This window comes from Sphingomonas sp. SORGH_AS_0950 (assembly GCF_030818415.1).
GTDB lineage: Bacteria > Pseudomonadota > Alphaproteobacteria > Sphingomonadales > Sphingomonadaceae > Sphingomonas.
The window spans coordinates 1601810-1625092 of record NZ_JAUTAE010000001.1; the positions used below are offsets into that span (position 1 = coordinate 1601810).

The following is a 23283-nucleotide window of genomic DNA, read 5'->3' on the forward strand; positions in this document are numbered from 1 at the left end:
TGGTCAGGCCACCGCGTCGTCGCCACTCGTCCGGTTGCCGAAAAAGGCGTTCAGCCCGACCGCGCTGATCGATGCCAGCACGATCCCCGAATGCAGCAGCGGGGCGAGCGCGGTCGGCATCGCCTGGAAGAAGCGGTCGGACAGGACCGGGATCAGCCCGACGGCGATCGACACCGCGATCGTCACCAGCCGCTCGAAGGTCAGCTCGACCGATCCCAGGATGCGGATGCCCGTCGCCGCGATCATCCCGAACATGACCAGCGCCGCCCCGCCCAGCACCGGCAAGGGCACCGCCGCGACCAGCGCCGCCAGCTTCGGACAGACGCCCAGCGTCAACAGGATCACCCCCGCCCCCGCGCATACGAAGCGCGAACGGACGCCGGTGATGCTCAGCAAGCCGATATTCTGCGCGAAGGAGGTATAGGGAAAGGTGTTGAAGATGCCGCCCAGCAGCGTACCGGCCGCATCGCCGCGCAGGCCCCGCACCATCTGGCGCCGGTCGATCGGCCGACCGACCATCTGCCCCGCCGCCATGAACATGCCGAAGGATTCGATCATCACCGTCATCATGACCAGGCACATCGCGATCGACGCGGGCAGGTCGAAGGTCGGCAAGCCGAACTGGAAGGGGCGTACCAGCGCGAACCACGGCGCCTCGCGAACCTGGGTCAGATCGACCTGGCCGGTCGCGCCCGCGATGATCGTACCGACCACCGTCCCCGCCAGCACCGCGCCGCTTCGCAACAGACCGCGACCGAAGCGCATCAGGCAGAGCACGATGGCCAGCGTCAGCAGCGCCAGCAGCAGATGCGCCGGTGCGCCATATCCGGGATCGGTCGGCTGCCCGCCCGCCGTCCAGTTGATGCCGACCCGCATCAGGCTGAGCCCGATCGACAGGATCACCGTTCCGGTCACGGCGGGCGGGAACAGCCGCGACACCCGGCCGACGAACGGCGCGATCAGGAAACCGAACAGCCCGGCGACGATCACCGCGCCGTAAATGCCCTGCAAGACCATGGCGGGCGGCGTGCCATCGGCCTTGCCGGTGGCGATCATCGCCAGCATCGGGCTGATCGAGGCGAAGGTCACGCCCATCACGATCGGCAGGCGGATACCGACCAGCGGCAGGCCCAGCGTCTGGATCAGCGTGGCGAACCCGCAGGCGACCAGATCGGCGCTGATCAGCATGCCCAACTCCGCAGGGGGCAGGTCCAGCGCGCGGCCGACGACCAGCGGCACCGCCACCGCCCCGGCATACATGACCAGCACATGCTGACAGGCCAGCGGAACCAGCCGCCGCGCGGGCAGCACCGCGTCGACGCCGTCCCCGGCCCGGTCGATCGCGGGCGCGACGGACGGATCGGACATGTCCTGGCCTGCCAGGGGCAACTTCCGTGTCGCCGATTGCATGGGCTTGGATCTCCGTCTGTCCATGAGGTGATGACGGTCATCGTATCGATATCGAAGCGGACGCCACCAGCGCCGATTCTGGAACGGAGCGATCGAGAAAAGGCATCGCTCCCGGCCCGCCATGCCGTTCCTTCGCGAACGGCGTCGGAAATCGCGCGTCCGGGCTATCGCCTGTGTGCACGATTGCGCATGATGACGCCCGCGCCCGCCAATTCCGGCCGATGGAGCCTGCCCGCATGACCGACGACGACTTCATCACCGCGCTGCCCAAGGCCGAGCTGCATCTGCATATCGAGGGCAGCCTCGAACCCGAGCTGATGTTCGACCTCGCCCGCCGCAACCGGGTTTCCATCCCGTTCCGCTCGGTGGAGGAGGTTCGGGCGGCCTATGCCTTTTCCAATCTGCAGGATTTCCTCGACATCTATTATGCGGGCGCCGACGTGCTGCGGACGGCGGAGGATTTTCACGATCTGGCGGTCGCCTATTTCGAACGGGCGGCGGCCGATGGCGTGGTCCATGCCGAAATCTTCTTCGATCCGCAGACGCATACCGATCGCGGCATCCCGTTCGACGTGGTGATGGAGGGGCTGCTGGCCGGGATGGCCGCGGCGAAGGAACGCCATGGCCTGACGTCGAAGCTGATCCTGTGCTTCCTGCGCCATCTGGACGAGGACGCCGCCTTCGCGACATTCGACCAGGCCGGAAAATGGCTCGACCGCATCGATGGCGTCGGGCTCGATTCATCCGAGGTCGGCCATCCGCCGTCCAAATTCGCCCGCGTATTCGCCGCCGCCGGGGATGCGGGCCTCAAGCGCGTGGCGCATGCCGGGGAGGAAGGGCCGCCCGCCTATGTCCATGAAGCGCTCGATCTGCTCGGGATCGACCGGCTCGACCATGGCAATCGCGCGCTGGAGGACCCGCTATTGACCGCCCGCCTCGCGCGGGAGGCGATGACGCTGACCGTCTGCCCGCTGTCCAATCACAAGCTGTGCGTGGTCAAGGACATGGCGGATCATCCCATCGACCGGATGCTGCGCCTGGGACTGCGGGCGACGATCAATTCGGACGATCCCGCCTATTTCGGCGGCTATGTCGGCGACAATTACAAGGCGGTCGCCCGGGCCCGGAACCTGTCCCGCGCCGATCTGGTGACGCTGGCGCGCAACAGCTTCCTCGGATCGTTTCTGGACGATGCCGCGATCGCGGCGCATCTCGCGCGGCTCGACACTTTCGCGCAGCGTTCCGGATAAGCGGCGACGGTTGCCCTGGCGACGCCAGGGGGTAGAAGACGAGCGCCGGCTTCGGGCAGGAATAGACCCGGTCGGCCCAACAAGGATGATGGAAGTTTCGTGGTCACCAAAGTCTATCTGTCCGCCGATCGCCTGCTCGAGGACTCGTTCCGCCTGGCCAATCTGGTGTTCGATTCCGGATTTCGCCCGACCCATATCGTCGGCATCTGGCGCGGCGGCGCGCCGGTGGGCATCGCCGTCCAGGAACTGCTCGAATATCGCGGCGTCCAGAGCGATCACATCGCGATCCGCACCACCTCCTACACGGGAATCGACCAGCAGGATCCGCAGGTCCGCATCTATGGCCTCGGCTATCTGGTCGATGTGCTCAACCCCGAGGATCGACTGCTGCTGATCGACGACGTGTTCGATTCGGGGCGTTCGATCCGTGCGGTCCTGAAGGAACTGAAGGAGCGGTGCCGGAACAACATTCCGGACGAGGTGAAGGTCGCGACCGTCTATTACAAACCCTCGCGCAACGTCACCGACCTGAAGCCCGATTTCTTCGTCCACCAGACCAATGACTGGCTGATCTTCCCGCACGAGATCAACGGGCTGACCGAGGCGGAGATTCGCGAGCACAAGCACGGCGCCGACATCATCCTGCGCTGACGCGAGATTGCCCCTCCCCTCCGGGGAAGGGGCTCATGTTGGTTCAGCGCGATGTCACCGGGGTCCGGCCGAAATGGTAGACGCCGCCCGGCTCGGCCGCGACGAAGCGATCGCGCGGGATGCCTGCGGCGTCGAGGGCCGCCGCCAGTTCCTCGGCCGGCGCATCGCGGGCTTCGTCGGTGAGCTGGAACGTGCCCCAATGGATGCCGAGCGCCCGCCCCGCGTCGACATCGGTGAAGATCCGCACCGCGTCGGCCGGGTCGACATGCTGCGCGGCCATGAACCATCGCGGCTCATAGGCGCCGATCGGGATGAGGGCGACGTCGGGCGGTCCCAGCCGCTCGCCCACCTGGCGGAAGATGGCCCCGTCGCCATAGCCGGTGTCGCCCACGAACCAGATCGTGCCCGCGCGCGTCTCCAGATAATGGCCGCTCCACAATGTCATCCGCGTGTCGCTCGGCCAGCGATTGGACCAGTGGTTGGCGGGCGTCAGCGTCGTCGCGACGCCGTTGCCGAGGTCGATCCGATCCCACCAGTCGCCGGTCACGCACCGCGCGCCCGGCACCCCGGCGCGGACGACCGCATCATTGCCCAGCGGCATCGCCATCAGCGGATCATACACGGCGTGAAGGCGACGCAGCGTCGCGATGTCGAGATGGTCGTAATGGGCATGGCTCAGCAGCACGACATCAATCGGCGGGAGGGCCTCGAACGGGATACCCGGCGCGGTGACACGCTTGGGCCCCACGCGACGGAAGGGGCTGGCACGCTCGGACCAGACCGGATCGGTGAGGATGTTCATCCCCGCCGCCTGGATCAGCAACGCGGCATGGCCGACCATGGTGACGGACAGGCCATCGACGCGCGGCCGTGGCATCGCCGGCGTGACCGGCACCGTCACCGGCCATTTGGCGGCAGCCCCCGCCAGCTTCCAGCGCAGGACCGCACGTAGCCCCCGATCGGTGCTGGCCTGCCCCGGATTGAAGAAGCGCGTGCCATCGAAATGGTCGCTCGGCGGACCGTCATAATAGCGGTTGCGGGCCATGGTCAGGCGACGCGCATCAATTGCGAGGGATAGGCGGTCAGCATGGCCAGCGCCTCCTCGACCGGCGCGGTCAGCCAGCGCTCCTGATCTTCGGCCGACAGGATGACCGGCATCGCCTTGGGATGCCGGGGCGCGACCAGTGGACTGGGCTCGGTCGTGCAAAAGGCATAGACCCGGTCATGATCCCGGTCGACCTTCCACAGCCCGGCGAAGCACGGCACCGCCTGATCCTCGACCGTGAACCACCAATGGATGTCGCCCGGCCCCTGGCGATCGGCAGCAGCCTTGGGTTCGGAGAAGCGGGTGAAGGGCACGAGGCAGCGATGTTCGGCCTTCGCCATCCAGGGCTTCCACATGCCGCTCTGCATGTTGCGGGCATTGGTCCACCAGTCGTAGAGAAAGGGCAACTCCCCCTCGCGCGCGGGCCGCTTGCGCGGCTTGCGGGTCGGGAAACCCCAGCGCATCGTGCTCAGCACCCGCTGGCCCTTCTCCAGACGGACGACATAAGCGGGCTTGCCGGGAACGGCGTAATCCTTCTCCACCGCCAGCCCATTGGCCGCGTCCTCCGCCGCGCCCAGCGCGTCGAAATAGGTTCGGGGATCCACCTTGATGCTGTAAAGATTGCACATTCCGCTGTTCGATCACGGTCGGTGGCAGCAGACAAGCCTCTTCCGCGCCGACCACCCTCCGTTGCGCGCGAACGCGAGCCCTATGGCGACGCATAACGCGCTCCCCTGTCGCAAGACCGGATCGCGAGCCCCGGCTACGGTTTATTGGCTGGGACATTCTCCGTCAGGCCATCGGCCTGTTACTTCGCTGCCGGTAATCCCCGGCGAAACTCCATCAGGACCATTCAGCGAGAGCGGCGATCCCATTGGGATTGTGAGTTGCCCCGATCATCGCCTGACTGGACCCCGGCCTCTGCCGAGGTGATATGTGTCCTTAGGCAGCGGGCCGACTCTGGCGGAGCAACCCCGCCAAGGGCGGCATAACGGCGCAATTCGCAAGGATGATGGCGGACGCCGCCTATCCACCAATGCTTAGGCCGATCGACATTTAGGATCGCCCCTTCTTCCCTCTCCCCTGGACAGGGGAGAGGGTTAGCGAAGCTTGCCAGCCTGCTGGCTAGCGCAGCTTGGGTGAGGGGTCGAGCGAGCCCAAAGGCTCGCGCGCTCGCTTCGCGAGCGCCCACCCCTCACCCAGCTCCGACTAAGCCTTTGCTCTCGCAAAGGCCAAGTCTGCGCAACCCTCTCCCCTCTGCGAGGGGCGGGGGACGGAAAGGCATCACTGAATGGCGATCGGCCCTACACATCGTCGTTGGATAGGAATCCAGGCGCGGGGCGACAGAGCGCGTCAAACCCCACTATCGGAGATGCTGCCCCGCCCCGTTCGGCCGAGTGAGGTCGACGGCCGGGTTCAGGCATGGCCCTTGAACTTCCCGCGATCGTCTCACCCGGCGCGCGACACTAAGGCAGATTCGAACCCGACCTACCCCTTCTCGCCTCAGCGCGAAGCGAATGTCCGGTTCAGTTGGCGAAGGCCCGTCTCCGCGACGCGGTGCGAGGAAATCACCGCGCCCGAAGGCATGTCCATGGCAATCGGCTTTTCCTGCAGGACCGCCGCATACAGCGATCGCGCCTCGGACGCGCGTCCGGTTTGGGCATAGACCGCGGCGAGGTTGAGCATCAGTTCCGGACTGTCGGGGCTGGTGCGTCGCTCCTGGAGCAGGGTCCGCTCCGCTGCTACCAGCTTCCCGGCTGCGATCTCGTGATAGCCCGTCCGTTGCGGCCAGCGATCCTGGGCGATGGCCGGGGCTGCCATACCCGCCGCCGCGACGATCAGAGCCAAAGACATGCCACGCATCGCCCTTCTCCATGTTTCACTTTTATGACGGCATGTTGCCATTTTTGTGAAACCCCCGCAAGGGCCGAAGGCGTTGCCGACAGCTGGGCAAAACCGGATTTCCGACGTGTCGGGGGAAATTCTTCCGGAAGACAACAGGTGATGGCCGCCTTCGCCTAAGGCCGATCACCGCAGGATAGCCCAGCGTGATCATGGGGCCCGTTGCCCTGCCGATCTCCGGCACCAGCGCGACGCCCTCCGCAATCGGCCGCGCTCACGCCCTGCCTCTCACCCCCTGTCCCCCAGGCATAAAAAAGGCGGCCTCCGAAGAGGCCGCCCTGGTCCGTCACGAACGGAATCGCGTCGATCAGAAGTCGTTGCGATACTGCTCGTTGCCGATGAAGCCGAGCTTGCTGACCGCCGAACGCTTGATGACTGCCAGGATCTCGTCGACCTTGACATATTTGGCGTCGGGGGCCGGCTGGAAGTGCAGTTCCGGCTCGGGGTTCATGGCGGCCGTCTGGTCGAGATACTGACGCAGCGTCACCTCGTCGACCGGCGTGCCGTTCCAGGTCACCGTACCGGCGGCGTCGATGCCGACCTTGTTCTTCTCGCTGTTCACGACGGGCGTGTTGTTCTTCGAGTTGACCGGCAGGTCGACCTTCACCGCGTGAGTCTGGATCGGGATGGTGATGATGAACATGATGAGGAGCACGAGCATGACGTCGATCAACGGCGTCGTGTTCATGTCCATCATCGGCTCGCCATCATCGGATCCGGCGCTCATTGCCATGGCGTGCTAACTCCTATTCTGTCCGCCCGGCCGATCAGGCGCGGGGGTTGCCGCCGGGGGGCGGCTCGGAGATGAAGCCGACACGGGCGAAACCGGCCTGCTGCATCGTGTAGATGGTGCCGCCAATGCACCGATACGGCGTATTCACGTCGCCGCGAATATGCGCCTCGGGCAGCTGATCGGGCGTGATGTTCGGCCCGAGCCGCTCGATCTCGGCCTTCAGCTTCTGAACCGCCTTGTCGCGCAGCTCGGTCGAGGTCACGGGGCTGAGGCCCCAATACACCTTGCACTGACCATTTTCGCTGGTCACCGAAAGCGAGACGTTTTCCGGCTTCGTCGTCGTCGGATCGAAGCGGACGCTCGGCAGCTTGAGCGGAACGGTCTGAATCACGACCGGAACCGCGATCAGGAAGATGATGAGGAGAACCAGCATGACGTCCACGAGGGGCGTCGTGTTGATCTCCGACATCGGTTTCTCGGCGGAGTCCCCGCCAACGCTCATCGCCATGAGAGAGCTATCCTATCCATGCATTCTTTCGCCGTCCCGGAGCCGGGTCGACGGGGGGTGGCGGGGCCGTGCCGCGAACGGCCGGTCCCCGCCCCCTTAGGCTCAGGCGCGCGTCTGAACGCCACCGGCCTGACCGGCCGTGGTCGTCGCCGGGGTCGCCTTGACGGCGGTCGGCTTGGCACCGGCAACGGCCGGACGAACCGCACCGTTCGAGGCCAGGAAGCCCAGCACGTCGTTCGAGAACGACGACAGGTCTTCCGCGATGCCCTTGTTACGACGCTGCAGCCAGTTGAAGGCGAGCACCGCCGGAACGGCGACGACGAGACCCAGCGCGGTCATGATGAGCGCTTCACCGACCGGACCGGCGACCGCGTCGATCGACGCCTGGCCCGACGAGCCGATCTTGATGAGCGCGCGGTAGATGCCGATAACCGTACCGAACAGACCGATGAACGGCGCGGTCGCACCGACGGTCGCCAGGAAGGCGAGACCGCCGCCCAGCTTCGAGTTGATCGCGGCTTCCGAACGCGCCAGCGAGCCGTGCAGCCAGTCATGCGCTTCGACCGGATCGGTCAGCTTCGAATGCTGGTCCTGCGCGGCCAGACCGTCGTCGACGATCTGCTTGTAGGCCGAGTTCTTCTCGAGCTTGGCCGAACCTTCGCGCAGCGAGTTCGACGACCAGAAGCCCTGACGAACGCGCTTCGCCTGGTTGATGATCTTCTGCTGCTCGAACAGCTTCGAGAACAGGATGTAGAACGACACGATCGACATCAGGCAGAGGATGGTGAACACCGACTGCGAGATGAGGCCGCCCTCTTTCAGAGCCTGGCCGAGGCCGTACGGATTTTCGGCACCGGCCGCAGCGCCGCCCGCGGCGAGGATGGTGGTGAGCATGATTGGTTAGGTCCTCTGACTAAAGCGTTGGGTGTGATCGGCTTTTAGCCGTTATTCCTGTGGCAGCTGCCAACGGATGTTAAGCGTGTACGACGATGCGACGGGGTTGCCGGCCGCGTCCTGGGCGGGCGTGAAACGCACGCGCGCCTTGGAGATGCGGCAGGTGGCATCGTCAAGGGCCCGGTTGCCGCTGCCCGACAGGATCGTGCAGTCGGTGACGCGCCCATCGGTGCCGATCGACAGCTTGGCCGACACGCGGCCTTCCGCGCCTTCGCGCTGGGCCGAGGGCGGATAGGCGTCGGGACCGAAATACTGGCCCGGGTTACCGCGCAGACCGGCAGCCTTCGAGACCGTCGGCGCAGGCGGCGGCGCGGGCGGAGCCGGCGGCGCAGGCGGAGCCGGCGGTGCGGTCGGCTGGCTGAGCGGGATGATGCTCGTCGTCGAGATCGTCGGCGCCGGCGAGGGCACGTTGACGATCGGCGGCGGCGTCACCACCGTGGTCGGCGGCGGAGGCAGGTTGGGCTGCTCCGGCGGCGGGGGCGGCGGTTCATCCGGCGGTGGCGGGGGCGGCGGCTCCTCCACGTTGAACGTGTCGAGCTTTTCGGTCGCCTTCTTCACGTACTGGTATGCCAGTCCCGTGACGAAGGCGTAGCCCAGGGCAGCATGGATGAGCACGACGATAACGATCGCGACCACCTTGCCCCCGGACATCTTCTGGTCAGTATAGGCCATTCAGCAACGAAACTCCTCAGTCTGCCAGTTTCGCCTCGCCGTAGCGTGGGGACGTGGGAAACTCCTGCCATGCGCTCACGCATGCGGCAGAGCCTCGGACCCTATCGTCACGGCTGGCGCGGTGCAATCAGTTTGTCGGACGTAATAAACGTACAAGCACGCCATGACAAAATTATTTCTGTACCGTTAATACACGAAGGAGTAGCGCGAAGCGATGAAACCCCTCTCCCACGCCCTCCATGCTACCACCATCGCAGTCGCGATGCTATCGTTTGCAGGCCCGGTCGGGGCGCAAGTGGCGACCGCGCCGTCGGTGCGCGCGGGCGATCCGATGGTAGCGCAAACAGGCCCCGGCTATGCCGACCTCGCCGACCTGGTCCTGTCCGCCCCGGTGATCGCCGACGTGACGATCCGCTCGGCGGCCGCGATCAAGGGGCCCGAGGCCGCCGGCGTCGCCCCCGGCCGGCAGCGTTTCTATGTCGAGGCCGATGTCGGCACGCTGATCCGCGGATCGGGCGGCCTGCCGGCGCGCGTCGGCTATCTCTACGACGCAGCGACGGATGCGCGGGGCCGCGCGCCGCGGCTGAAGAAGATGCGCGTGCTGATCTATGCACGGCGGGTGCCCAATGCCCCCGACCAGCTCCAGCTGGTCGCGCCCGATGCGCAGCTGCCCTGGACGCCCGATACCGAGCAGCGCAGCCGGACCATCGCGCGCGATGCGCTGTCGCCGGACGCGCCGCCGGTCATCACCGGCGTCGGCAATGCCTTTTACGTGGCGGGCAGCCTGCCCGGCGAGGGCGAGACGCAGATCTTCCTCACCACCGCCAATAATCGCCCGGTCTCATTGTCGGTTCTGCGACGGCCGGGCGAGGAACGCCGCTATGCCGTGGCGCTGAGCGAGATCGTCGACGAATCGGCGGCGCCGCCCGCGCGCGATACGCTGCTCTGGTACCGGCTGGCCTGCGCGCTGCCCGAATCGCTGCCCGATCGCAGCACCGCCTCGCTCTCGCCGCAGGATGCCCAGGCGGCGCAGGAGGATTATCGCTTCGTCATCCAGAAGCTCGGCCCCTGCGTCCGCGAGCGTCAGCTGCCCAGCGTCAGCAACTGACCCGTGACGGCGTGCGCGGCGGCCAGATAGGCGACCGCCGCCGCGACCGCCTGATCGGACGCGGTATCGCGGCAGATCACGGCGTTGACCCGCGCATCGGGAGCGGCGGCGACCGCGAGCGGCCCGATCGCCGCCTCCGCCATCGCCTGCGCCACGGAATCGCGACCGGGGCGCAGCACCAGGATCAGGTCGCAGCCGGGATTCGCCGCAACGAGCGCCGCGACATCCTCCCCCGGCGCCACGTCGATTCGCCGCGCGGCCATGCCCCGATCAGCGACGGTGGCGGACCAGCGTGATGCCGATCGCCTCGCCATCCTCGGCGATGGCCAGCTTCACGATCTTCACCTTCACGCGCCGAACCCGCTTGTCCTGAAGGAACAGCGTGTCGCAGATATGGTCCGCAACCCCCTCGATCAGCGTGAAATGCACACCTTCGGGCAACTGCGTCGCGGCATGTTTCAGGTCGAGATAATTCTTCGACTCGCCCAGCGGCGTGTCGGGCGCATAATGGGCGGGACAGTCGAGATCGACGGTCAGCGAGATGCGCAGCGGTTGCGGCAGATGCGTTTCCTCGGAGTAGATGCCGGTCAGCACCTGGACTTCGAGGTCGTGGACTTCGAGCTGGAGACGGTCTTCCATGCCAGGGCTCTAGCAGAGCCCGCGCGCAAGGGAAGTGGCGGCGCGGAGCCGCGGGGCTTTGCATCCGCCGAGGAGCGGATTAAGGGCGCGCGCATTCTCCCCTCTCCTTCTGCCGCGATCGGACCCCACCCGTTGTGACCGAGACGACTGCCCTTGTTCCGCTCGACAGGGTCGATCCCGCCGCCGTGGAGGCGCTGCTCGACCGCGCCTTTCCGCCGGGGCGCCAGGCGCGGACCGCCTATAAGGTGCGCGGGACCGTCGCGGCGATCGCCTCGCTCTGCTTTGCCGCGCTGGACGAGGACGGCGCGCTGCTGGGTTCGATTCAGTGCTGGCCGGTCGCGCTCGCCGACGATGCGGGCGGGGTGCATCCCATGGTGATGGTCGGCCCGGTCGCGGTCGCCCCCGATCATCAGCGGGACGGACTGGGACGTCGCCTGCTGGCGCACATGCTCGCCGCCGCCGCAGAACAGGGGCTGGACCGCGCGATGATGCTGATCGGCGACCCGGAATATTATGGCCGCTTCTTCGGCTTCACCGCCGACCGGACGGCGGACTGGCGACTGCCCGGCCCGGTCGAGCGGCATCGGCTGCTGGCCCGCGGCCCCGATGTGCCGGCCTGTCCCGGCATGCTGAGCGCCGCGGGCTGAGGCCGGGCTTTACCTGCGCGCCTCGCGTCCCTAACTCAGACCGATCATGCCCATGGCGCCGCCCCCCGACCTGTCCTCGCTCAGCCTCGCCGAAATCGTGCGCGCGATGGAGGCGCAGAAGCTGCCCCCCGTCTCGCAATGGAATCCCACCCATTGCGGGGACAGCGAGATGCGGATCGCCCGCGACGGCACCTGGTATCATCAGGGCAGCCCGATCGGCCGCCCCGCCATGGTCCGGCTGTTCTCGACCATCCTGCGCCGCGAAGCCGATGGCCGCCACGTCCTGGTCACGCCGGTCGAAAAGCTCGACATTGCGGTCGAGGATGCGCCCTTCGTCGCGGTGACGCTCAAGGCGCAGGGCGAGGGCCGCGACGCGCGGCTGACCTTCCAGCTCAACACCGGAGACCTTGTCGCGGCGGGCCCCGCGCATGGCCTGCGCTTCGCCGAGGGCGAGGATGGCCCCCGCCCCTATCTGCATGTCCGCGACGGGCTGGAGGCGCTGATCGCGCGGCCGGTCTATTACGAACTGGCCGAACGGGCGCTGGCGGGGGGCGACACGCCGCCGGGTCTGTGGAGCGACGGCGCCTTCTTTCCCATCGCGCCCGCGACCGACGCATGACGCTGGCCGAAAGGCTGGCACAGGCGATGGCGCGGATACCCGTTGCCGACCTGTTGACCGGCGACGGGGACATCCTGCCCGAAACCGCCGCGACACCCACCGCCGCGGCGGTGCTGGTGCCCGTGACCGATCGCGCCGAGCCGGGCCTGGTCCTGACCCAGCGGACCGAGCATCTGCGCAACCATGCCGGGCAGATCGCCTTTCCGGGCGGCCGCGCCGATCCGGGTGACGTCGATCTGGTCGCCACCGCGCTGCGCGAGGCGGAGGAGGAAATCGGCCTGTCGCCGCACGCGGTGACGGTGGTCGGGCTCGCCGACCGCTATCGCACCGTCACGGGGTTCGAGGTGACGCCGGTGCTGGGCGTCATCCCGCCCGACCTGACCCTGTATCCATCCGAGGCGGAGGTGGCGAACCTGTTCGAGGTGCCGCTCGCCTATGTCCTCGATCCCGCCCATCACCGCCGGGTCAGCGCACCCTGGCGCGGGCAAACCCGTCATTTTTACGAGATATTATGGAACGACCGGCGCATCTGGGGCGCGACAGCCGCGATGATCGTCAACCTGTCGCGGCGGCTGCAATGGGCGGCATGACGGCTGCCACCGCCCCCTGGACCGACCGAGGCGACCTGATCGCGCTGGCCGAGCGGCTGGAGGCGCGGTTCGTCGGCGGCGCGGTGCGCGATTCGCTGCTGGGCCAGGCGGTGGCGGACATCGACCTCGCCACGCCGCTGTCGCCTGAGACGGTCATCGCGCGCGTGCGCGAGGCGGGGTTCAAGCCGGTGCCGACGGGCATCGCGCATGGCACGATCACCGCCGTCCTGCCCGATGGCCCGGTCGAGGTCACGACGCTGCGCCGCGACGTGTCGACCGATGGCCGCCATGCCGTCGTCGCCTTCACCGACGACTGGCGCGAGGATGCGGCGCGGCGCGACTTCACGATGAACGCGCTCTATGCCGATCCGGTGACGGCCGAGCTGTTCGACTATTTCGGCGGGCTGGACGATCTGAAGGCGGGGCGGGTCCGCTTCATCGGCGATCCGTTGCAGCGCATCGCCGAGGATCATCTCCGCATCCTGCGCTTCTTCCGCTTTCACGCACGCTTCGGCCAGGCGATCGACCAGGCCGGGCTGGACGCCTGTACGCAGCGCGCCAACGACCTGATGGCGCTGTCACGCGAACGGATCGCGGCCGAATTGCTGAAGCTGCTGGTCGCGGCGCGCGCGGTGCCGGTGGTGGCGCTGATGGTCGAACAGGGCATCTTCCGCGCGGTCATCCCCGAGATCGATCGCGCCGGGGCCGACCGGCTGGCCCGCCTCGCCGAAGCGGAAGCGGCGGCGGGGATCGCCCCCGACCCGATCCGCCGCCTCGCTGCGCTGCTGCCCCCCGAGGCCGCCGAGCCGGTGGGCGCGCGGTTGAAGCTGTCCAATCTGGACCGCAAGCGCCTGATCGCCGCGACCGCCGGGCCGGGCGATGAGGGGCCCCATGCGCTGGCATACCGGGTGGGCACGACCGGCGCGGTCGACCGGCTATTGCTGGCGGGCGAATCGGTGGCGGCGATCCGCGACTGGACGCCCCCTGCCCTGCCGCTGACCGGCGGGGCGCTGGTCGAGCGCGGCGTGCGCAAGGGCCCCGATGTCGCGCGGCTGCTGCGTCAGGTGGAGACCCGGTGGATCGCGGAGGGCTTTCCGGACGCGGGCCGGGTCGCCGAGCTGGCCGATGCGGCGGTGGCTCAGGCCTGAGCCGCGATCATCGCCCAGGCCGCCTCGGGGTCGAGCGGCTTGGCATAGAGATAGCCCTGGCCATAGGTGCAGCCCAGCGCCGCCAGCGTCTGGCCGAGTTCGATCGTCTCGATCCCCTCGGCGGTGGTCTTCATGCCCAGCGCCTGCGCCAGACCCATGATCGCGCGGACGATGGCGATCTTGTCGCGGTCGGCCAGCATGCCGTTCACGAAGCTGCGGTCGATCTTGAGAATGTCGATGGGCAGTTTCTGGAGATAGGCGAGATTGGAATAGCCGGTGCCGAAATCGTCCATCGCCACCGTCGTGCCGAGTTCCTTCAGCCCCTCCATGATCATGGTCACGCCGTCGGGATCGCCGACGATCGCGCTTTCGGTCAGCTCCAGCGTCAGCCGGTCGCCCGCGATCCCGGCCTTGCCCAGCGCGCCGTCGATCACGGCCGGGATGGCATCGCGCTGAAGCTGGATCGCCGAGACGTTGACCGACATCCGCATCCCGCACGACCCGCCCGCGATACGGTCCCACTCGGCCAGCTGCATCGTCGCCTGCTGCACCGCCCAGCGGCCAAGCGGCACGATCAGCCCCGATTCCTCGGCGACCGGGATGAAGTCGACCGGGGAATGGTCGCACCCCTCGGCATCGCGCCACCGCGCCAGCGCCTCGAACGAGACCATGCGGCCCGTTGAAAGATCGCAGATCGGCTGATAGGCGAGATGCAGTTCCTCGCGCTCGATCGCGCGGCGCAGCGAGGTCTCCATCGCGAACTGGGCGCGCGCGATGGTGAAGGCCTGGGGGTGATAGACCTCGGTCCGACCCGCCGCCTTGGCGCGTTTTCACCGCGAACTGGGCGTGGCGGATCAGCTCCTCGGCATCGCCGTCGCCATCGTCGTCGGCGTTGAAGGCGATGCCCACCGACGCCTCGACATTCACCTCGTAATCGGTCAGCCGGAAGGGCGAGCGCAGCGCGCGGTCGATCCGGTCGGCCAAGACATGCGCCTCGTCCTCGCTCTCGTCGATCATCATCAGGATGCCGAATTCATTGCCGCCGATCCGCCCGATCGAGTCGCGCGACCGCAGCGCCCCCTTCAACCGGCGTGCGACGGTGATCAGCAGTTCGTCCCCGACCAGCGAGCCCATACAGGCGTTCAGCCGACCGAAGCGGTTGAGATCGATGACCAGCACCGCATGCGAATGGCCGGTCGCCATCATCGCCTCGATCAGGTCGCCGAATCCCTGACGATTGGGCAGTCCGGTCAGGCTGTCGGTCGTCATCTCGCGCCGCAGGCTGCGCTCGGTATGATGCTGGGCGGTCTGGTCGACCAGCATGAGGACATATTGGTCCGCGCGTTCCTCCGCCGAGCGGGCGAGCGTGACCTGAAAATACCGGCAGTCGATGGCTTCGCCAAGCGCCAGCGGGAATTCGATCGACTTGCCGCCCAGGCTCTGGAGATCGCCGATTCGCTTCGTCACCTCGGCCATGATCAGTGCATCGGACCGCGCCTCGGTCAGACCGGCACGTCGATAGGGGGCGTTGACCGTGACGATGCCGGGCCCATCCGCGCGCATCGCGATTTCCGCCGCCGGGATCGCCATGATCTCGACTGCGCACGACGTCAGAGTCGCGATTGGGCGCGGCAAGGGTCGCGAGATTGGATAAACGGTCGAAGCCATCTACCGACCATTTATCGGCCGATCGTTAAAACCCCCTAAAATTTCAGCGAAATTGATCCCGTAAACGGTTCAGTCCGCCATAATCGGAAACACGCCGTCGATCGGGCGCGGTCAATCGAAACGATTATCGCGGGGGAAGCCGGTCGGCGGCATCCGCCCCGCCGCCCCGCGCGCGGTCCGCCAGGCGGACAGATCGGCCTCGGTCCGCACGCGCCCCGTCTCGCCGCCCATCGGCCAGCTCAACCCGTCCTTGAAGACGAAGGTCGTCGCATCGGACAGGCCGCCGTCGCGATAGCGTTGCAGCTGGACCCCGGTGCCGCGCGACAGTTCGACGAACTCGGTCAGCGGGAAGACCAGCAATTTGCGATTGTCGCCGATCGCCGCGACATAATCATCGTCCGCCCCCACCGGACGCACGACCTTCAGCGCCGCTCCGGCGCGTGGCGTCAGCACCGTCTTGCCTTTTCGCGTCTCGGCGATGGTGTCGGCGGTCGGCACGACGAAGCCGCGCCCGTCCGAGGCGGCGACCAGCAGCTTGGCCGCGCGCGCGGCGGGCAGGAAGCCGACGATGCCGATCGACCCGTCCAGATCGATCATCGCACGCACCGGCTCGCCGAAGCCGCGCCCGCCGGGCAGCTTGTCGGCGGCCAGGGTGAAGAACCGCCCATTCGCCGCCGCCAGCAACAGCTTGTCGGTGGTCTGCGCATGGAAGGCGAAAGCGGGGCCGTCGCCTTCCTTGAACTTGGCGGTATCCGCCGAGGCCAGGTCGACATGCCCCTTCATCGCGCGAATCCAGCCGCGCTGCGACAGGATGACGGTGATCGGCTCGCGCTCGATCATCGCCTCCAGCGGGATGTCGCGGGTCGGCGCGGCCTCCTCGATCAGCGTGCGGCGCGCGCCCAGCGCGGTCTCGGGACCATAGCGGTCGCGAATCCGGCCCAGATCCTTCTTCATTCGCGTCCGCTGGCGCTGTTCGGAGCCGAGCAGCAGGGTGAGCTGCTCGCGCTCCTTGTCGAGCTTGTCGCGCTCGCCGCGAATCTCGAACTCCTCCAGCCGCCGCAGCGAACGGAGGCGCATGTTGAGGATCGCCTCGGCCTGACGATCGGTCAGACGGAATTCCGCGATCATCACCGCCTTGGGCTCGTCCTCGGTGCGGATGATCTCGATCACCCGGTCGAGGTTGAGATAGGCGACCAGATAGCCGTCGAGCAGCTCGATCCGGTCGGCGATCTTGCCGAGCCGATGCTCGGAACGCCGCCGCAGCACCACGAACTGATGCTCGACCCAGGCCGCCAGCGCCTCGCGCAGGGACATGACGCGCGGGGTGCGGTCCTTGTCCAGCACGTTGAGGTTCAGGCTGATCCGCGTCTCCAGGTCGGAGAAGCGGAACAACCCGTCCATCAGCACCTGCGGATCGACGGTGCGCGCGCGCGGCTCCAGCACGATGCGGACCTGCGCATCCGATTCGTCGCGGACATCGGCCAGGATCGGCAGCTTCTTGTCGTTGATGAGCGTGGCGATCTGTTCGATCAGCTTGCCCTTGGCGACGCCGTAGGGGATTTCGCTGATGACGATCTGCCAGCCGCCGCCCTTCTCGCGCTCGATCTCCCAGCGCGCGCGGACGCGGAAGCCGCCCCGCCCGGTGGTGTAGCTTTCGCGCAAGATCGCGGGCGCATCGACGACGATGCCGCCGGTCGGGAAGTCCGGCCCCTTGACCAGCGCCAGGATCGCATCGTCATCGGCATCGGGCCGATCGACCAGCAGGATCGCGGCCTCCAGCAGCTCGGCGGCGTTGTGCGGCGGGATGCTGGTCGCCATGCCGACCGCGATCCCGCTCGCGCCATTGGCCAGCAGATTGGGGAACAGGCCGGGGAACAGCTCGGGCTCCTGCTCCTCGCCATTATAGGTCGGGCGATAGGCGACGGCATCCTCGTCCAGCCCATCCATCAGGTCGATCGCGATCTGGGTCAGCCGCGCCTCGGTATAACGATAGGCGGCGGCGTTATCGCCGTCGATATTGCCGAAATTGCCCTGCCCGTCGACCAGCGGATAGCGAAGCGCGAAATCCTGGGCGAGACGGACCATCGCGTCATAGACCGACTGGTCGCCATGCGGATGATATTTACCGATCACGTCGCCGACGACGCGCGCGCATTTCTTGTAGCCCGCCGCCGGGTCGAGCTTGAGCAGCCGCATCGCCCATAGCAACCGGCGATGTACCGGCTTCAGGCCATCGCGCACATCGGGCAGCGAGCGCGCCGTGATCGTGGACAGCGCATAGACCAGATACCGTTCGGACAGCGCGCTGTCGAAGGGGGCATCCAAGATGCCGACGGGGGGATTGTCGCGGAGATCGATCGCCATGGGAGCCCCGCTTCTAGCAAGCGATGCGCGCAGGGGCAATCGGGCGGATCAAAAAGTGAACAAATCACCGGGGACAGGATCGCTGGGGCAAGGCGGGCACGTTGGGAGCGCCGCGCCCGCCTGCCTTGCGACCATCCCGGTCAGGCGTGGTTCGCCTGCGCCTGGTTGACGTCCTGGGTGAAGTGGTTGCCCGCCGCGACCGTGCAGTTCTGGAACGCGACGGGGGTGAAGGTCTCGACCCCGGCGACTTCCTCATCGGTCACGGCCTTGCCCTTGGCATTATGGCCGGGCGCGAAGGCGATGGCCTCGGGGCGGAAGGTGGCGAGGACATCGGCGGTATCGCGACACGCGACGGTGCGCTCCGTCCTGCCGTTCTTGACCACCGCGATGGCCTCCATGCCATTGGCCAGCGGAACACGCGCCTGTTCATAGACCAGCGGCGCCTGCGCCATGTGCATCGGCCGCGCCACGGCAGCACCCGCCGTCAGCATCAGAGCCCCACCAACAACACCGATCATCAGCTTGTTCATGACTTCCTCCTTTGCAAGCATCGACAGAACCCATGACTTGGACGATCGGTTTCCTATACTTTCTACCTTACCGTTTTTTCATATACCGTGAAAATCATGTCCATCATGGCTGGGACATTACGTGACCTTCATCTTCCAGTCCCCTTTCGTTGCTTGCACGACGGAAGGAGCCTGTCCGCACCGCAAGGCCGCACGCCTCCATTGCGCCCGCCCGCACCTTCGATTATAGGCCGCGCCATCCCGCCTCGGGCCTCAGCATGTGGGGCACCGGGGCTGTACTCATTTCAGGGGACCGCCGCATGGCTCGCCGCCGCCAAATCTACGAAGGCAAGGCCAAGATCCTGTACGAGGGCCCCGAGCCCGGCACGCTGATCCAGTATTTCAAGGACGACGCCACCGCGTTCAATGCCCAGAAGAAGGGCACGATCAACGGCAAGGGCGTGCTCAACAACCGCATCTCCGAGCATGTCTTCACCATGCTCGACCATATCGGCGTGCCGACCCACTTCATCCGCCGCCTGAACATGCGCGAGCAGTTGATCCGCCAGGTCGAGATCGTGCCGATCGAGGTCGTGGTCCGCAACGTCGCGGCGGGCTCGCTGTCCAAGCGCCTGGGCATCGAAGAGGGCGTGAAGCTGCCCCGCACGATCATCGAATATTATTACAAGGACGATGCGCTGGGCGACCCGATGGTCACCGACGAGCATATCGCCTGCTTCGGCTGGGCCAGCCAGGAAGAGATGCACGACATCGCCGACCTGGCGATCCGCGTGAACGACTTCCTGTCGGGCATGTTCGCCGCGATCGGCATCCGCCTGGTCGACTTCAAGCTGGAATTCGGCCGCATCTGGGACAATGACTTCGGTCGCATCATCCTGGCCGACGAGATCAGCCCCGATGGCTGCCGCCTGTGGGACATGACCACCAACGAAAAGCTGGACAAGGATCGCTTCCGTCGCGACCTGGGCGGCGAGGTGGAAGCCTATCAGGAAGTGGCACGCCGTCTGGGCCTGCTGCCCGAGGGGGGCGACACCGCCGTCCTCGACCTCGAAGAACACCGCAAGAGCCGGGGCAAGTAATGAAGCTGAAGATTTTCGTCACCCTGAAGCCCGGCGTGCTCGACCCGCAGGGCAAGGCGATCCACCACGCGCTGGAAAGCCTGGGCTTTGCGGGCGTGAACGACGTCCGCGCGGGCAAGCTGATCGAGCTGGAGGTCGCCGACGCGACGACCGACGCGCAGATCGACGAGATGTGCCGCCAGCTCCTCGCCAACACCGTGATCGAGAATTACCGGGTGGAGCGCGCCTGATGAAGACCGCCGTAATCGTCTTTCCGGGCTCGAACTGCGACCGCGACCTCGCCGTCGCGCTGGAGGCGGTGACGGGCGTCAAGCCGGCCATGGTCTGGCACGGCGACAGCGAACTGCCCGAGGGGCTGGGGCTGATCGGCGTACCGGGCGGCTTCTCTTACGGCGATTACCTGCGCTGCGGCGCGATCGCGGCCCGCTCGCCGATCATGCGCGCGGTCGTGGAGTCGGCGAACAAGGGCACGCCGGTCTTCGGCGTGTGCAACGGCTTCCAGGTGCTGGCCGAAACCGGGCTGCTGCCGGGCGCGCTGATGCGCAACCGCTCGCTCAACTTCGTCTGCCGCGACGTGGATCTGGAGGTGGCCAACACCGACAGCGCCTTCACCCGGCTGTACCAGCAGGGCGAGACGATCCGTATCCCGGTCGCGCATCATGACGGCAATTATTTCGCCGATGCCGACACGCTCGACCGCCTCGAAGGCGAAGGCCGCGTGGCCTTCCGCTATGCCGAGGACGTCAACGGCTCGGCACGGTCCATCGCGGGCGTGCTGAACGAGAAGCGCAACGTGCTGGGCATGATGCCCCACCCCGAGCGCCGCATCGAAGCCGCGCACGGCGGCGACCATGGCCGCCGCCTGTTCGAGGGCCTGCTGGAGATGGTGGGGGCCTAACCCCTCCCCCGTTCAGCCTGAGCGAAGTCGAAGGACACGGGACTACATCTGACAAAGGGGGAGCGAGGCGACTCGCTTCCCCTTTTTGTTCGCGCGAAGCCGCGATGGCGCGAAGAATATTGGGTTCGCGCGGAGGCGCGGAGAACGCAGAGGTGTTTGGCCTCGTTGCGGGCGTTATCCCTTCTAACGCATGTCGATGGCAGAGATTGGCGGCTATCGCCGGCTACATCACCTCCGCGTCTCCGCGCCTCCGCGTGAACCCAATCTCTAAAACCCTTCGCGTCTTAGCGTGAGCCCAAATCAAACCCGCGCCCGGAACGGCGTGAAGTCGGTCCCCTCGTCGAATACGTCCACCCCTTCGGCGCGCTTCAGCCCGCCGACGATCAGATAGGTCACGGGGGTCAACAGCACCTCCCAGCCCACCTTCAGCACCCATTGGGTGAACAGCACGACGACCACCAGATGCGTTGTCCAACCCTCCGCACCCCAGAAGGCGAGCGGATAGAAGATCAGGCTGTCGACCCCCTGCCCGATCACCGTCGAGCCGATCGTGCGCGACCAGAGATGCCGCCCGCCGGTCCACAGCTTCATGCGCGCCATGACAAAGGCGTTGGCGAACTCGCCCGCCCAGAAGGCACAGATGCTGGCAAAAACGATCCGGCGGACCTGGCCGAAGATCACCTCATAGGCGGCCTGATTGGTCCAACTGGGCGCTGGCGGCAACTTGACCACCACCCAGCTCATGAAGGCCATGAAGAGCAGCGCCACGGTTCCCGCCCAAATGACCCGCCGCGCGCGGGCATAGCCGTAAACCTCGGTCAGCACGTCGCCGATGACATAGCTGAGCGGAAAGAACAGGATGCCCGCCCCGAACGGCCACTGCCCGACCAGCGGCAGGGTGATGACCGCCACCTTGCCCGCGCCGATGACATTGGACAGCAGCAGGATGGTGACGAACGCTGCCATGACGAAGTCGAACCAGCGAAAGGCCGACCGCTCCAGATCGCGGCCCGCGACCATCCGTTCCCCGCTCATTACGATCCCCTCAAAGCCGTGCGGACCGTTGTTTATCGCCATTCCCTTGGCGGTCAAACCACGCTAGGGACACCGCCATCCGCGCGTCCGTAGCTCAGTTGGATAGAGCAAGGAGCTTCTACCTCCTCGGTCGGGGGTTCGAATCCCTCCGGGCGCGCCACTCCCTCCCCATCACAGACAGCAAAACGCCCCGGCTTTCGCCGAGGCGCTGCATGACGTGTCGGTCGGCGTTGCCGCGACCCTGTCCGGCAGGGGCGCGGGGCCGTGTCACTCCCACTCGATCGTGCCGGGGGGCTTGCTGGTATAGTCGTAGACGACGCGGTTGATGCCCTTGACCTCGTTGATGATCCTGGTCGTCACGCGCGGCAGAAAGTCGCCGGGGAAGTCGAACGCCTGCGCGGTCATGCCGTCGACCGAAGTCACCGCACGCAGCGCCAGCACCGAGTCATAGGTCCGCCCGTCGCCCATCACGCCGACCGACCGCACCGGCAGCAGGACCGCAAAGGCCTGCCAGATGGCGTCGTACAGCCCGGCGTTGCGGATTTCCTCGAGATAGATCGCATCCGCCTTGCGCAGGATGTCGCAACGCTCGCGCGTCACCTCGCCGGGGATGCGGATGGCGAGGCCCGGTCCGGGGAAGGGGTGGCGGCCGACGAACACGTCGGGCAGCCCCAGTTCGCGACCCAGCACGCGGACCTCGTCCTTGAACAGTTCGCGAAGCGGCTCGACCAGCTTCATGTTCATGCGCTCGGGCAGGCCGCCGACATTGTGGTGGCTCTTGATCGTGACCGACGGGCCGCCGGTGAAGCTGACGCTCTCGATCACGTCGGGGTAGAGTGTGCCCTGCGCCAGGAATTCGGCGCCGCCGATCTTCTTGGCCTCCGCCTCGAACACGTCGATGAAGGTCTTGCCGATGAACTTGCGCTTGGCCTCGGGGTCGGTGACGCCCGCCAGGCCGTTCATGAACAGGTCCTGCGCATCCACATGGACGAGCGGGATGTTGTAATGGCCCCGGAACAGGCTGACGACCTGCTCGGCCTCGCCCTGACGCAGGATGCCGCCATCGACGAAGACGCAGGTCAGCTGGTCGCCGATCGCCTCGTGGATCAGCAGCGCGGCCACAGACGAGTCGACCCCGCCCGACAGACCGCAGATCACCCGGCCGCTGCCCACCTGCTCGCGGATCTCGGCGATCTTGGAGGCGCGGAACTCGGCCATCGTCCAGTCGCCCGAAAGCCCGGCGACGTGACGGACGAAATTGCCGATCAGCTTGGCGCCGTCGGGGGTGTGGACGACTTCGGGGTGGAACTGCATCGCGAAGATGCGGCGCTCGTCATTGGCGATGATCGCATAGGGCGCGCCGGGGCTGGTCGCGACGACGCGGAAGCCCGGCGCCAGCGCCGTGACCTTGTCGCCATGGCTCATCCACACCTGGTGCCGCTCGCCGGTGTTCCACACGCCGTCGAACAGCGCGCAATCGCCCTCGACGGTGATGAAGGCCTCGCCGAACTCGCCGCTGTCGCCCTTCTCGACCTTGCCGCCCAGCTGCTGGGTCAGCGCCTGCTGGCCATAGCAGATGCCGAGCATCGGCAGGCCGCTGTCGAGGATCGCCTGCGGGATGCGCGGGGAATTCTCGTCCACCACGGAAGCCGGGCCGCCGGACAGGATGACCGCGGCGGGCTTGATCCGTGCGAACGCCGCTTCGGCCGATTGGAAGGGAACGATCTCGCTATAGACCCCCGCCTCGCGCACGCGGCGCGCGATGAGCTGGGTGACCTGGCTGCCGAAATCGACGATGAGGATGCTGTCGGGGTGCTCCATGGCGGTCCGATA

General features: G+C 66.9%; 25 protein-coding genes, 1 tRNA gene and 1 pseudogene. 11 read left to right on the plus strand and 16 right to left on the minus strand.

All coding sequences use genetic code 11. From position 1 onward, the window contains the following. Window positions 1-3 precede the first annotated feature (3 nt). Window positions 4-1368 (minus strand): nucleobase:cation symporter-2 family protein, encoded by a 1365-nt coding sequence (locus QE385_RS06845; RefSeq protein ID WP_307100321.1) that lies wholly within the window; start codon window positions 1366-1368, stop codon window positions 4-6. 278 nt (window positions 1369-1646) lie between these two features. On the opposite strand from QE385_RS06845, the gene QE385_RS06850 reads away from it, so the two are divergent. Further along, the gene (locus QE385_RS06850) at window positions 1647-2660 is read left to right on the plus strand and encodes an adenosine deaminase (protein WP_307100322.1); all 1014 of its coding nucleotides are present in this window, start codon (window positions 1647-1649) and stop codon (window positions 2658-2660) included. A 99-nt stretch (window positions 2661-2759) separates the two neighbouring features. After that, window positions 2760-3311 (plus strand): phosphoribosyltransferase, encoded by a 552-nt coding sequence (locus QE385_RS06855; protein WP_307100324.1) that lies wholly within the window; start codon window positions 2760-2762, stop codon window positions 3309-3311. Between the two features lie 43 nt (window positions 3312-3354). On the opposite strand, the gene QE385_RS06860 is transcribed toward QE385_RS06855, so the two are convergent. From QE385_RS06860 to QE385_RS06890, 7 genes are all read right to left on the minus strand, one after another. Next, on the minus strand, window positions 3355-4356 hold the full coding sequence (locus tag QE385_RS06860; RefSeq protein WP_307100326.1) for an MBL fold metallo-hydrolase: 1002 nt from the start codon (window positions 4354-4356) through the stop codon (window positions 3355-3357). Between the two features lie 2 nt (window positions 4357-4358). Beyond that, window positions 4359-4985 carry an SOS response-associated peptidase family protein gene (locus QE385_RS06865; protein ID WP_307100329.1) on the minus strand — a complete coding sequence of 209 codons (627 nt, stop codon included), beginning with the start codon at window positions 4983-4985 and terminating at the stop codon, window positions 4359-4361. 874 nt (window positions 4986-5859) lie between these two features. Next, a complete protein-coding gene (locus QE385_RS06870; protein ID WP_307100331.1) occupies window positions 5860-6210 on the minus strand; it encodes a tetratricopeptide repeat protein in 351 nt (116 codons plus the stop codon). 355 nt (window positions 6211-6565) lie between these two features. After that, window positions 6566-6991: a biopolymer transporter ExbD gene (locus tag QE385_RS06875; protein WP_307100333.1), complete on the minus strand. Its 426-nt coding sequence runs from the start codon at window positions 6989-6991 to the stop codon at window positions 6566-6568. A 34-nt stretch (window positions 6992-7025) separates the two neighbouring features. Beyond that, window positions 7026-7499: a biopolymer transporter ExbD gene (locus tag QE385_RS06880; protein WP_307100335.1), complete on the minus strand. Its 474-nt coding sequence runs from the start codon at window positions 7497-7499 to the stop codon at window positions 7026-7028. Between the two features lie 102 nt (window positions 7500-7601). Then, window positions 7602-8393 carry a MotA/TolQ/ExbB proton channel family protein gene (locus QE385_RS06885; protein ID WP_307100337.1) on the minus strand — a complete coding sequence of 264 codons (792 nt, stop codon included), beginning with the start codon at window positions 8391-8393 and terminating at the stop codon, window positions 7602-7604. A 51-nt stretch (window positions 8394-8444) separates the two neighbouring features. Then, on the minus strand, window positions 8445-9125 hold the full coding sequence (locus QE385_RS06890) for an energy transducer TonB (RefSeq protein ID WP_307100339.1): 681 nt from the start codon (window positions 9123-9125) through the stop codon (window positions 8445-8447). A 214-nt stretch (window positions 9126-9339) separates the two neighbouring features. Between QE385_RS06890 and QE385_RS06895 the strand changes: the two genes are divergently transcribed. Continuing rightward, window positions 9340-10233, plus strand: coding sequence for a hypothetical protein (locus QE385_RS06895; protein ID WP_307100341.1), 894 nt, complete (start codon window positions 9340-9342; stop codon window positions 10231-10233). Here the strand turns inward: QE385_RS06895 and QE385_RS06900 are convergent. Together QE385_RS06900 and QE385_RS06905 are read right to left on the minus strand one after the other, a co-directional pair. After that, window positions 10209-10496, minus strand: a complete 288-nt coding sequence (locus tag QE385_RS06900) for a Rossmann fold domain-containing protein (protein WP_307100343.1) — start codon at window positions 10494-10496, stop codon at window positions 10209-10211. The genes QE385_RS06895 and QE385_RS06900 overlap by 25 nt on opposite strands. Before the next feature lie 7 nt (window positions 10497-10503). Continuing rightward, window positions 10504-10872, minus strand: coding sequence for a dihydroneopterin aldolase (locus QE385_RS06905; protein ID WP_307100345.1), 369 nt, complete (start codon window positions 10870-10872; stop codon window positions 10504-10506). Window positions 10873-11006: 134 nt separating this feature from the next. Here QE385_RS06905 and QE385_RS06910 point away from each other — a divergent pair, with 134 nt between their 5' ends. From QE385_RS06910 to QE385_RS06925, 4 genes are read left to right on the plus strand one after another with little or no spacing between them, the layout of a single operon-like run. Further along, the gene (locus QE385_RS06910; RefSeq protein WP_307100346.1) at window positions 11007-11519 is read left to right on the plus strand and encodes a GNAT family N-acetyltransferase; all 513 of its coding nucleotides are present in this window, start codon (window positions 11007-11009) and stop codon (window positions 11517-11519) included. 46 nt (window positions 11520-11565) lie between these two features. Continuing rightward, a complete protein-coding gene (locus QE385_RS06915; protein ID WP_307100348.1) occupies window positions 11566-12138 on the plus strand; it encodes a DUF1285 domain-containing protein in 573 nt (190 codons plus the stop codon). Then, a complete protein-coding gene (locus QE385_RS06920; protein WP_307100350.1) occupies window positions 12135-12728 on the plus strand; it encodes a CoA pyrophosphatase in 594 nt (197 codons plus the stop codon). The genes QE385_RS06915 and QE385_RS06920 overlap by 4 nt, the downstream gene beginning before the upstream one ends. Beyond that, window positions 12716-13876, plus strand: coding sequence for a CCA tRNA nucleotidyltransferase (locus QE385_RS06925; protein WP_307104611.1), 1161 nt, complete (start codon window positions 12716-12718; stop codon window positions 13874-13876). The genes QE385_RS06920 and QE385_RS06925 overlap by 13 nt, the downstream gene beginning before the upstream one ends. On the opposite strand, the gene QE385_RS06930 is transcribed toward QE385_RS06925, so the two are convergent. From QE385_RS06930 to QE385_RS06945, 4 genes and pseudogenes are all read right to left on the minus strand, one after another. Further along, a complete protein-coding gene (locus QE385_RS06930) occupies window positions 13867-14631 on the minus strand; it encodes a bifunctional diguanylate cyclase/phosphodiesterase (RefSeq protein WP_307100352.1) in 765 nt (254 codons plus the stop codon). The genes QE385_RS06925 and QE385_RS06930 overlap by 10 nt on opposite strands. Window positions 14632-14761: 130 nt before the next feature. Further along, window positions 14762-15544 (minus strand): annotated as a pseudogene (locus QE385_RS06935) (diguanylate cyclase domain-containing protein); the annotation flags it as partial. 111 nt (window positions 15545-15655) lie between these two features. Then, on the minus strand, window positions 15656-17908 hold the full coding sequence (gene parC / locus QE385_RS06940) for a DNA topoisomerase IV subunit A (RefSeq protein ID WP_307100354.1): 2253 nt from the start codon (window positions 17906-17908) through the stop codon (window positions 15656-15658). A 140-nt stretch (window positions 17909-18048) separates the two neighbouring features. After that, the gene (locus QE385_RS06945) at window positions 18049-18438 is read right to left on the minus strand and encodes a hypothetical protein (RefSeq protein WP_307100356.1); all 390 of its coding nucleotides are present in this window, start codon (window positions 18436-18438) and stop codon (window positions 18049-18051) included. A gap of 299 nt (window positions 18439-18737) precedes the next feature. Between QE385_RS06945 and purC the strand changes: the two genes are divergently transcribed. From purC to purQ, 3 genes are read left to right on the plus strand one after another with little or no spacing between them, the layout of a single operon-like run. Continuing rightward, entirely contained in the window at window positions 18738-19517 is a 780-nt protein-coding gene (gene purC / locus QE385_RS06950) for a phosphoribosylaminoimidazolesuccinocarboxamide synthase (RefSeq protein WP_007405170.1), read from the plus strand. Continuing rightward, window positions 19517-19747, plus strand: coding sequence for a phosphoribosylformylglycinamidine synthase subunit PurS (gene purS / locus QE385_RS06955; protein WP_042486357.1), 231 nt, complete (start codon window positions 19517-19519; stop codon window positions 19745-19747). Before purC ends, purS begins: the two co-directional genes overlap by 1 nt. Next, window positions 19747-20415 carry a phosphoribosylformylglycinamidine synthase subunit PurQ gene (gene purQ, locus QE385_RS06960; protein ID WP_307100359.1) on the plus strand — a complete coding sequence of 223 codons (669 nt, stop codon included), beginning with the start codon at window positions 19747-19749 and terminating at the stop codon, window positions 20413-20415. Before purS ends, purQ begins: the two co-directional genes overlap by 1 nt. Window positions 20416-20715: 300 nt before the next feature. On the opposite strand, the gene QE385_RS06965 is transcribed toward purQ, so the two are convergent. After that, entirely contained in the window at window positions 20716-21450 is a 735-nt protein-coding gene (locus QE385_RS06965; RefSeq protein WP_307100361.1) for a queuosine precursor transporter, read from the minus strand. 83 nt (window positions 21451-21533) lie between these two features. Here QE385_RS06965 and QE385_RS06970 point away from each other — a divergent pair. Next, window positions 21534-21610, plus strand: a tRNA-Arg gene (locus QE385_RS06970). A gap of 107 nt (window positions 21611-21717) precedes the next feature. Here QE385_RS06970 and guaA read toward each other — a convergent pair. After that, window positions 21718-23271 carry a glutamine-hydrolyzing GMP synthase gene (gene guaA, locus QE385_RS06975; protein WP_307100363.1) on the minus strand — a complete coding sequence of 518 codons (1554 nt, stop codon included), beginning with the start codon at window positions 23269-23271 and terminating at the stop codon, window positions 21718-21720. Window positions 23272-23283: the final 12 nt, after the last annotated feature.

What these genes read in the sequence shown, in the direction of transcription:
- QE385_RS06845 (WP_307100321.1), bottom strand. Translation starts at nt 1,368, where the DNA reads ATGTCCGATCCGTCCGTCGCGCCCGCGATCGACCGGGCCGGGGACGGC.
- QE385_RS06850 (WP_307100322.1), top strand. Translation starts at nt 1,647, where the DNA reads ATGACCGACGACGACTTCATCACCGCGCTGCCCAAGGCCGAGCTGCAT.
- QE385_RS06860 (WP_307100326.1), bottom strand. Translation starts at nt 4,356, where the DNA reads ATGGCCCGCAACCGCTATTATGACGGTCCGCCGAGCGACCATTTCGAT.
- QE385_RS06865 (WP_307100329.1), bottom strand. Translation starts at nt 4,985, where the DNA reads ATGTGCAATCTTTACAGCATCAAGGTGGATCCCCGAACCTATTTCGAC.
- QE385_RS06870 (WP_307100331.1), bottom strand. Translation starts at nt 6,210, where the DNA reads ATGTCTTTGGCTCTGATCGTCGCGGCGGCGGGTATGGCAGCCCCGGCC.
- QE385_RS06875 (WP_307100333.1), bottom strand. Translation starts at nt 6,991, where the DNA reads ATGGCAATGAGCGCCGGATCCGATGATGGCGAGCCGATGATGGACATG.
- QE385_RS06880 (WP_307100335.1), bottom strand. Translation starts at nt 7,499, where the DNA reads ATGGCGATGAGCGTTGGCGGGGACTCCGCCGAGAAACCGATGTCGGAG.
- QE385_RS06885 (WP_307100337.1), bottom strand. Translation starts at nt 8,393, where the DNA reads ATGCTCACCACCATCCTCGCCGCGGGCGGCGCTGCGGCCGGTGCCGAA.
- QE385_RS06890 (WP_307100339.1), bottom strand. Translation starts at nt 9,125, where the DNA reads ATGGCCTATACTGACCAGAAGATGTCCGGGGGCAAGGTGGTCGCGATC.
- QE385_RS06895 (WP_307100341.1), top strand. Translation starts at nt 9,340, where the DNA reads ATGAAACCCCTCTCCCACGCCCTCCATGCTACCACCATCGCAGTCGCG.
- QE385_RS06900 (WP_307100343.1), bottom strand. Translation starts at nt 10,496, where the DNA reads ATGGCCGCGCGGCGAATCGACGTGGCGCCGGGGGAGGATGTCGCGGCG.
- QE385_RS06905 (WP_307100345.1), bottom strand. Translation starts at nt 10,872, where the DNA reads ATGGAAGACCGTCTCCAGCTCGAAGTCCACGACCTCGAAGTCCAGGTG.
- QE385_RS06915 (WP_307100348.1), top strand. Translation starts at nt 11,566, where the DNA reads ATGCCCATGGCGCCGCCCCCCGACCTGTCCTCGCTCAGCCTCGCCGAA.
- QE385_RS06920 (WP_307100350.1), top strand. Translation starts at nt 12,135, where the DNA reads ATGACGCTGGCCGAAAGGCTGGCACAGGCGATGGCGCGGATACCCGTT.
- QE385_RS06925 (WP_307104611.1), top strand. Translation starts at nt 12,716, where the DNA reads ATGGGCGGCATGACGGCTGCCACCGCCCCCTGGACCGACCGAGGCGAC.
- QE385_RS06930 (WP_307100352.1), bottom strand. Translation starts at nt 14,631, where the DNA reads ATGGAGACCTCGCTGCGCCGCGCGATCGAGCGCGAGGAACTGCATCTC.
- parC (WP_307100354.1), bottom strand. Translation starts at nt 17,908, where the DNA reads ATGGCGATCGATCTCCGCGACAATCCCCCCGTCGGCATCTTGGATGCC.
- QE385_RS06945 (WP_307100356.1), bottom strand. Translation starts at nt 18,438, where the DNA reads ATGAACAAGCTGATGATCGGTGTTGTTGGTGGGGCTCTGATGCTGACG.
- purC (WP_007405170.1), top strand. Translation starts at nt 18,738, where the DNA reads ATGGCTCGCCGCCGCCAAATCTACGAAGGCAAGGCCAAGATCCTGTAC.
- purS (WP_042486357.1), top strand. Translation starts at nt 19,517, where the DNA reads ATGAAGCTGAAGATTTTCGTCACCCTGAAGCCCGGCGTGCTCGACCCG.
- purQ (WP_307100359.1), top strand. Translation starts at nt 19,747, where the DNA reads ATGAAGACCGCCGTAATCGTCTTTCCGGGCTCGAACTGCGACCGCGAC.
- QE385_RS06965 (WP_307100361.1), bottom strand. Translation starts at nt 21,450, where the DNA reads ATGAGCGGGGAACGGATGGTCGCGGGCCGCGATCTGGAGCGGTCGGCC.
- guaA (WP_307100363.1), bottom strand. Translation starts at nt 23,271, where the DNA reads ATGGAGCACCCCGACAGCATCCTCATCGTCGATTTCGGCAGCCAGGTC.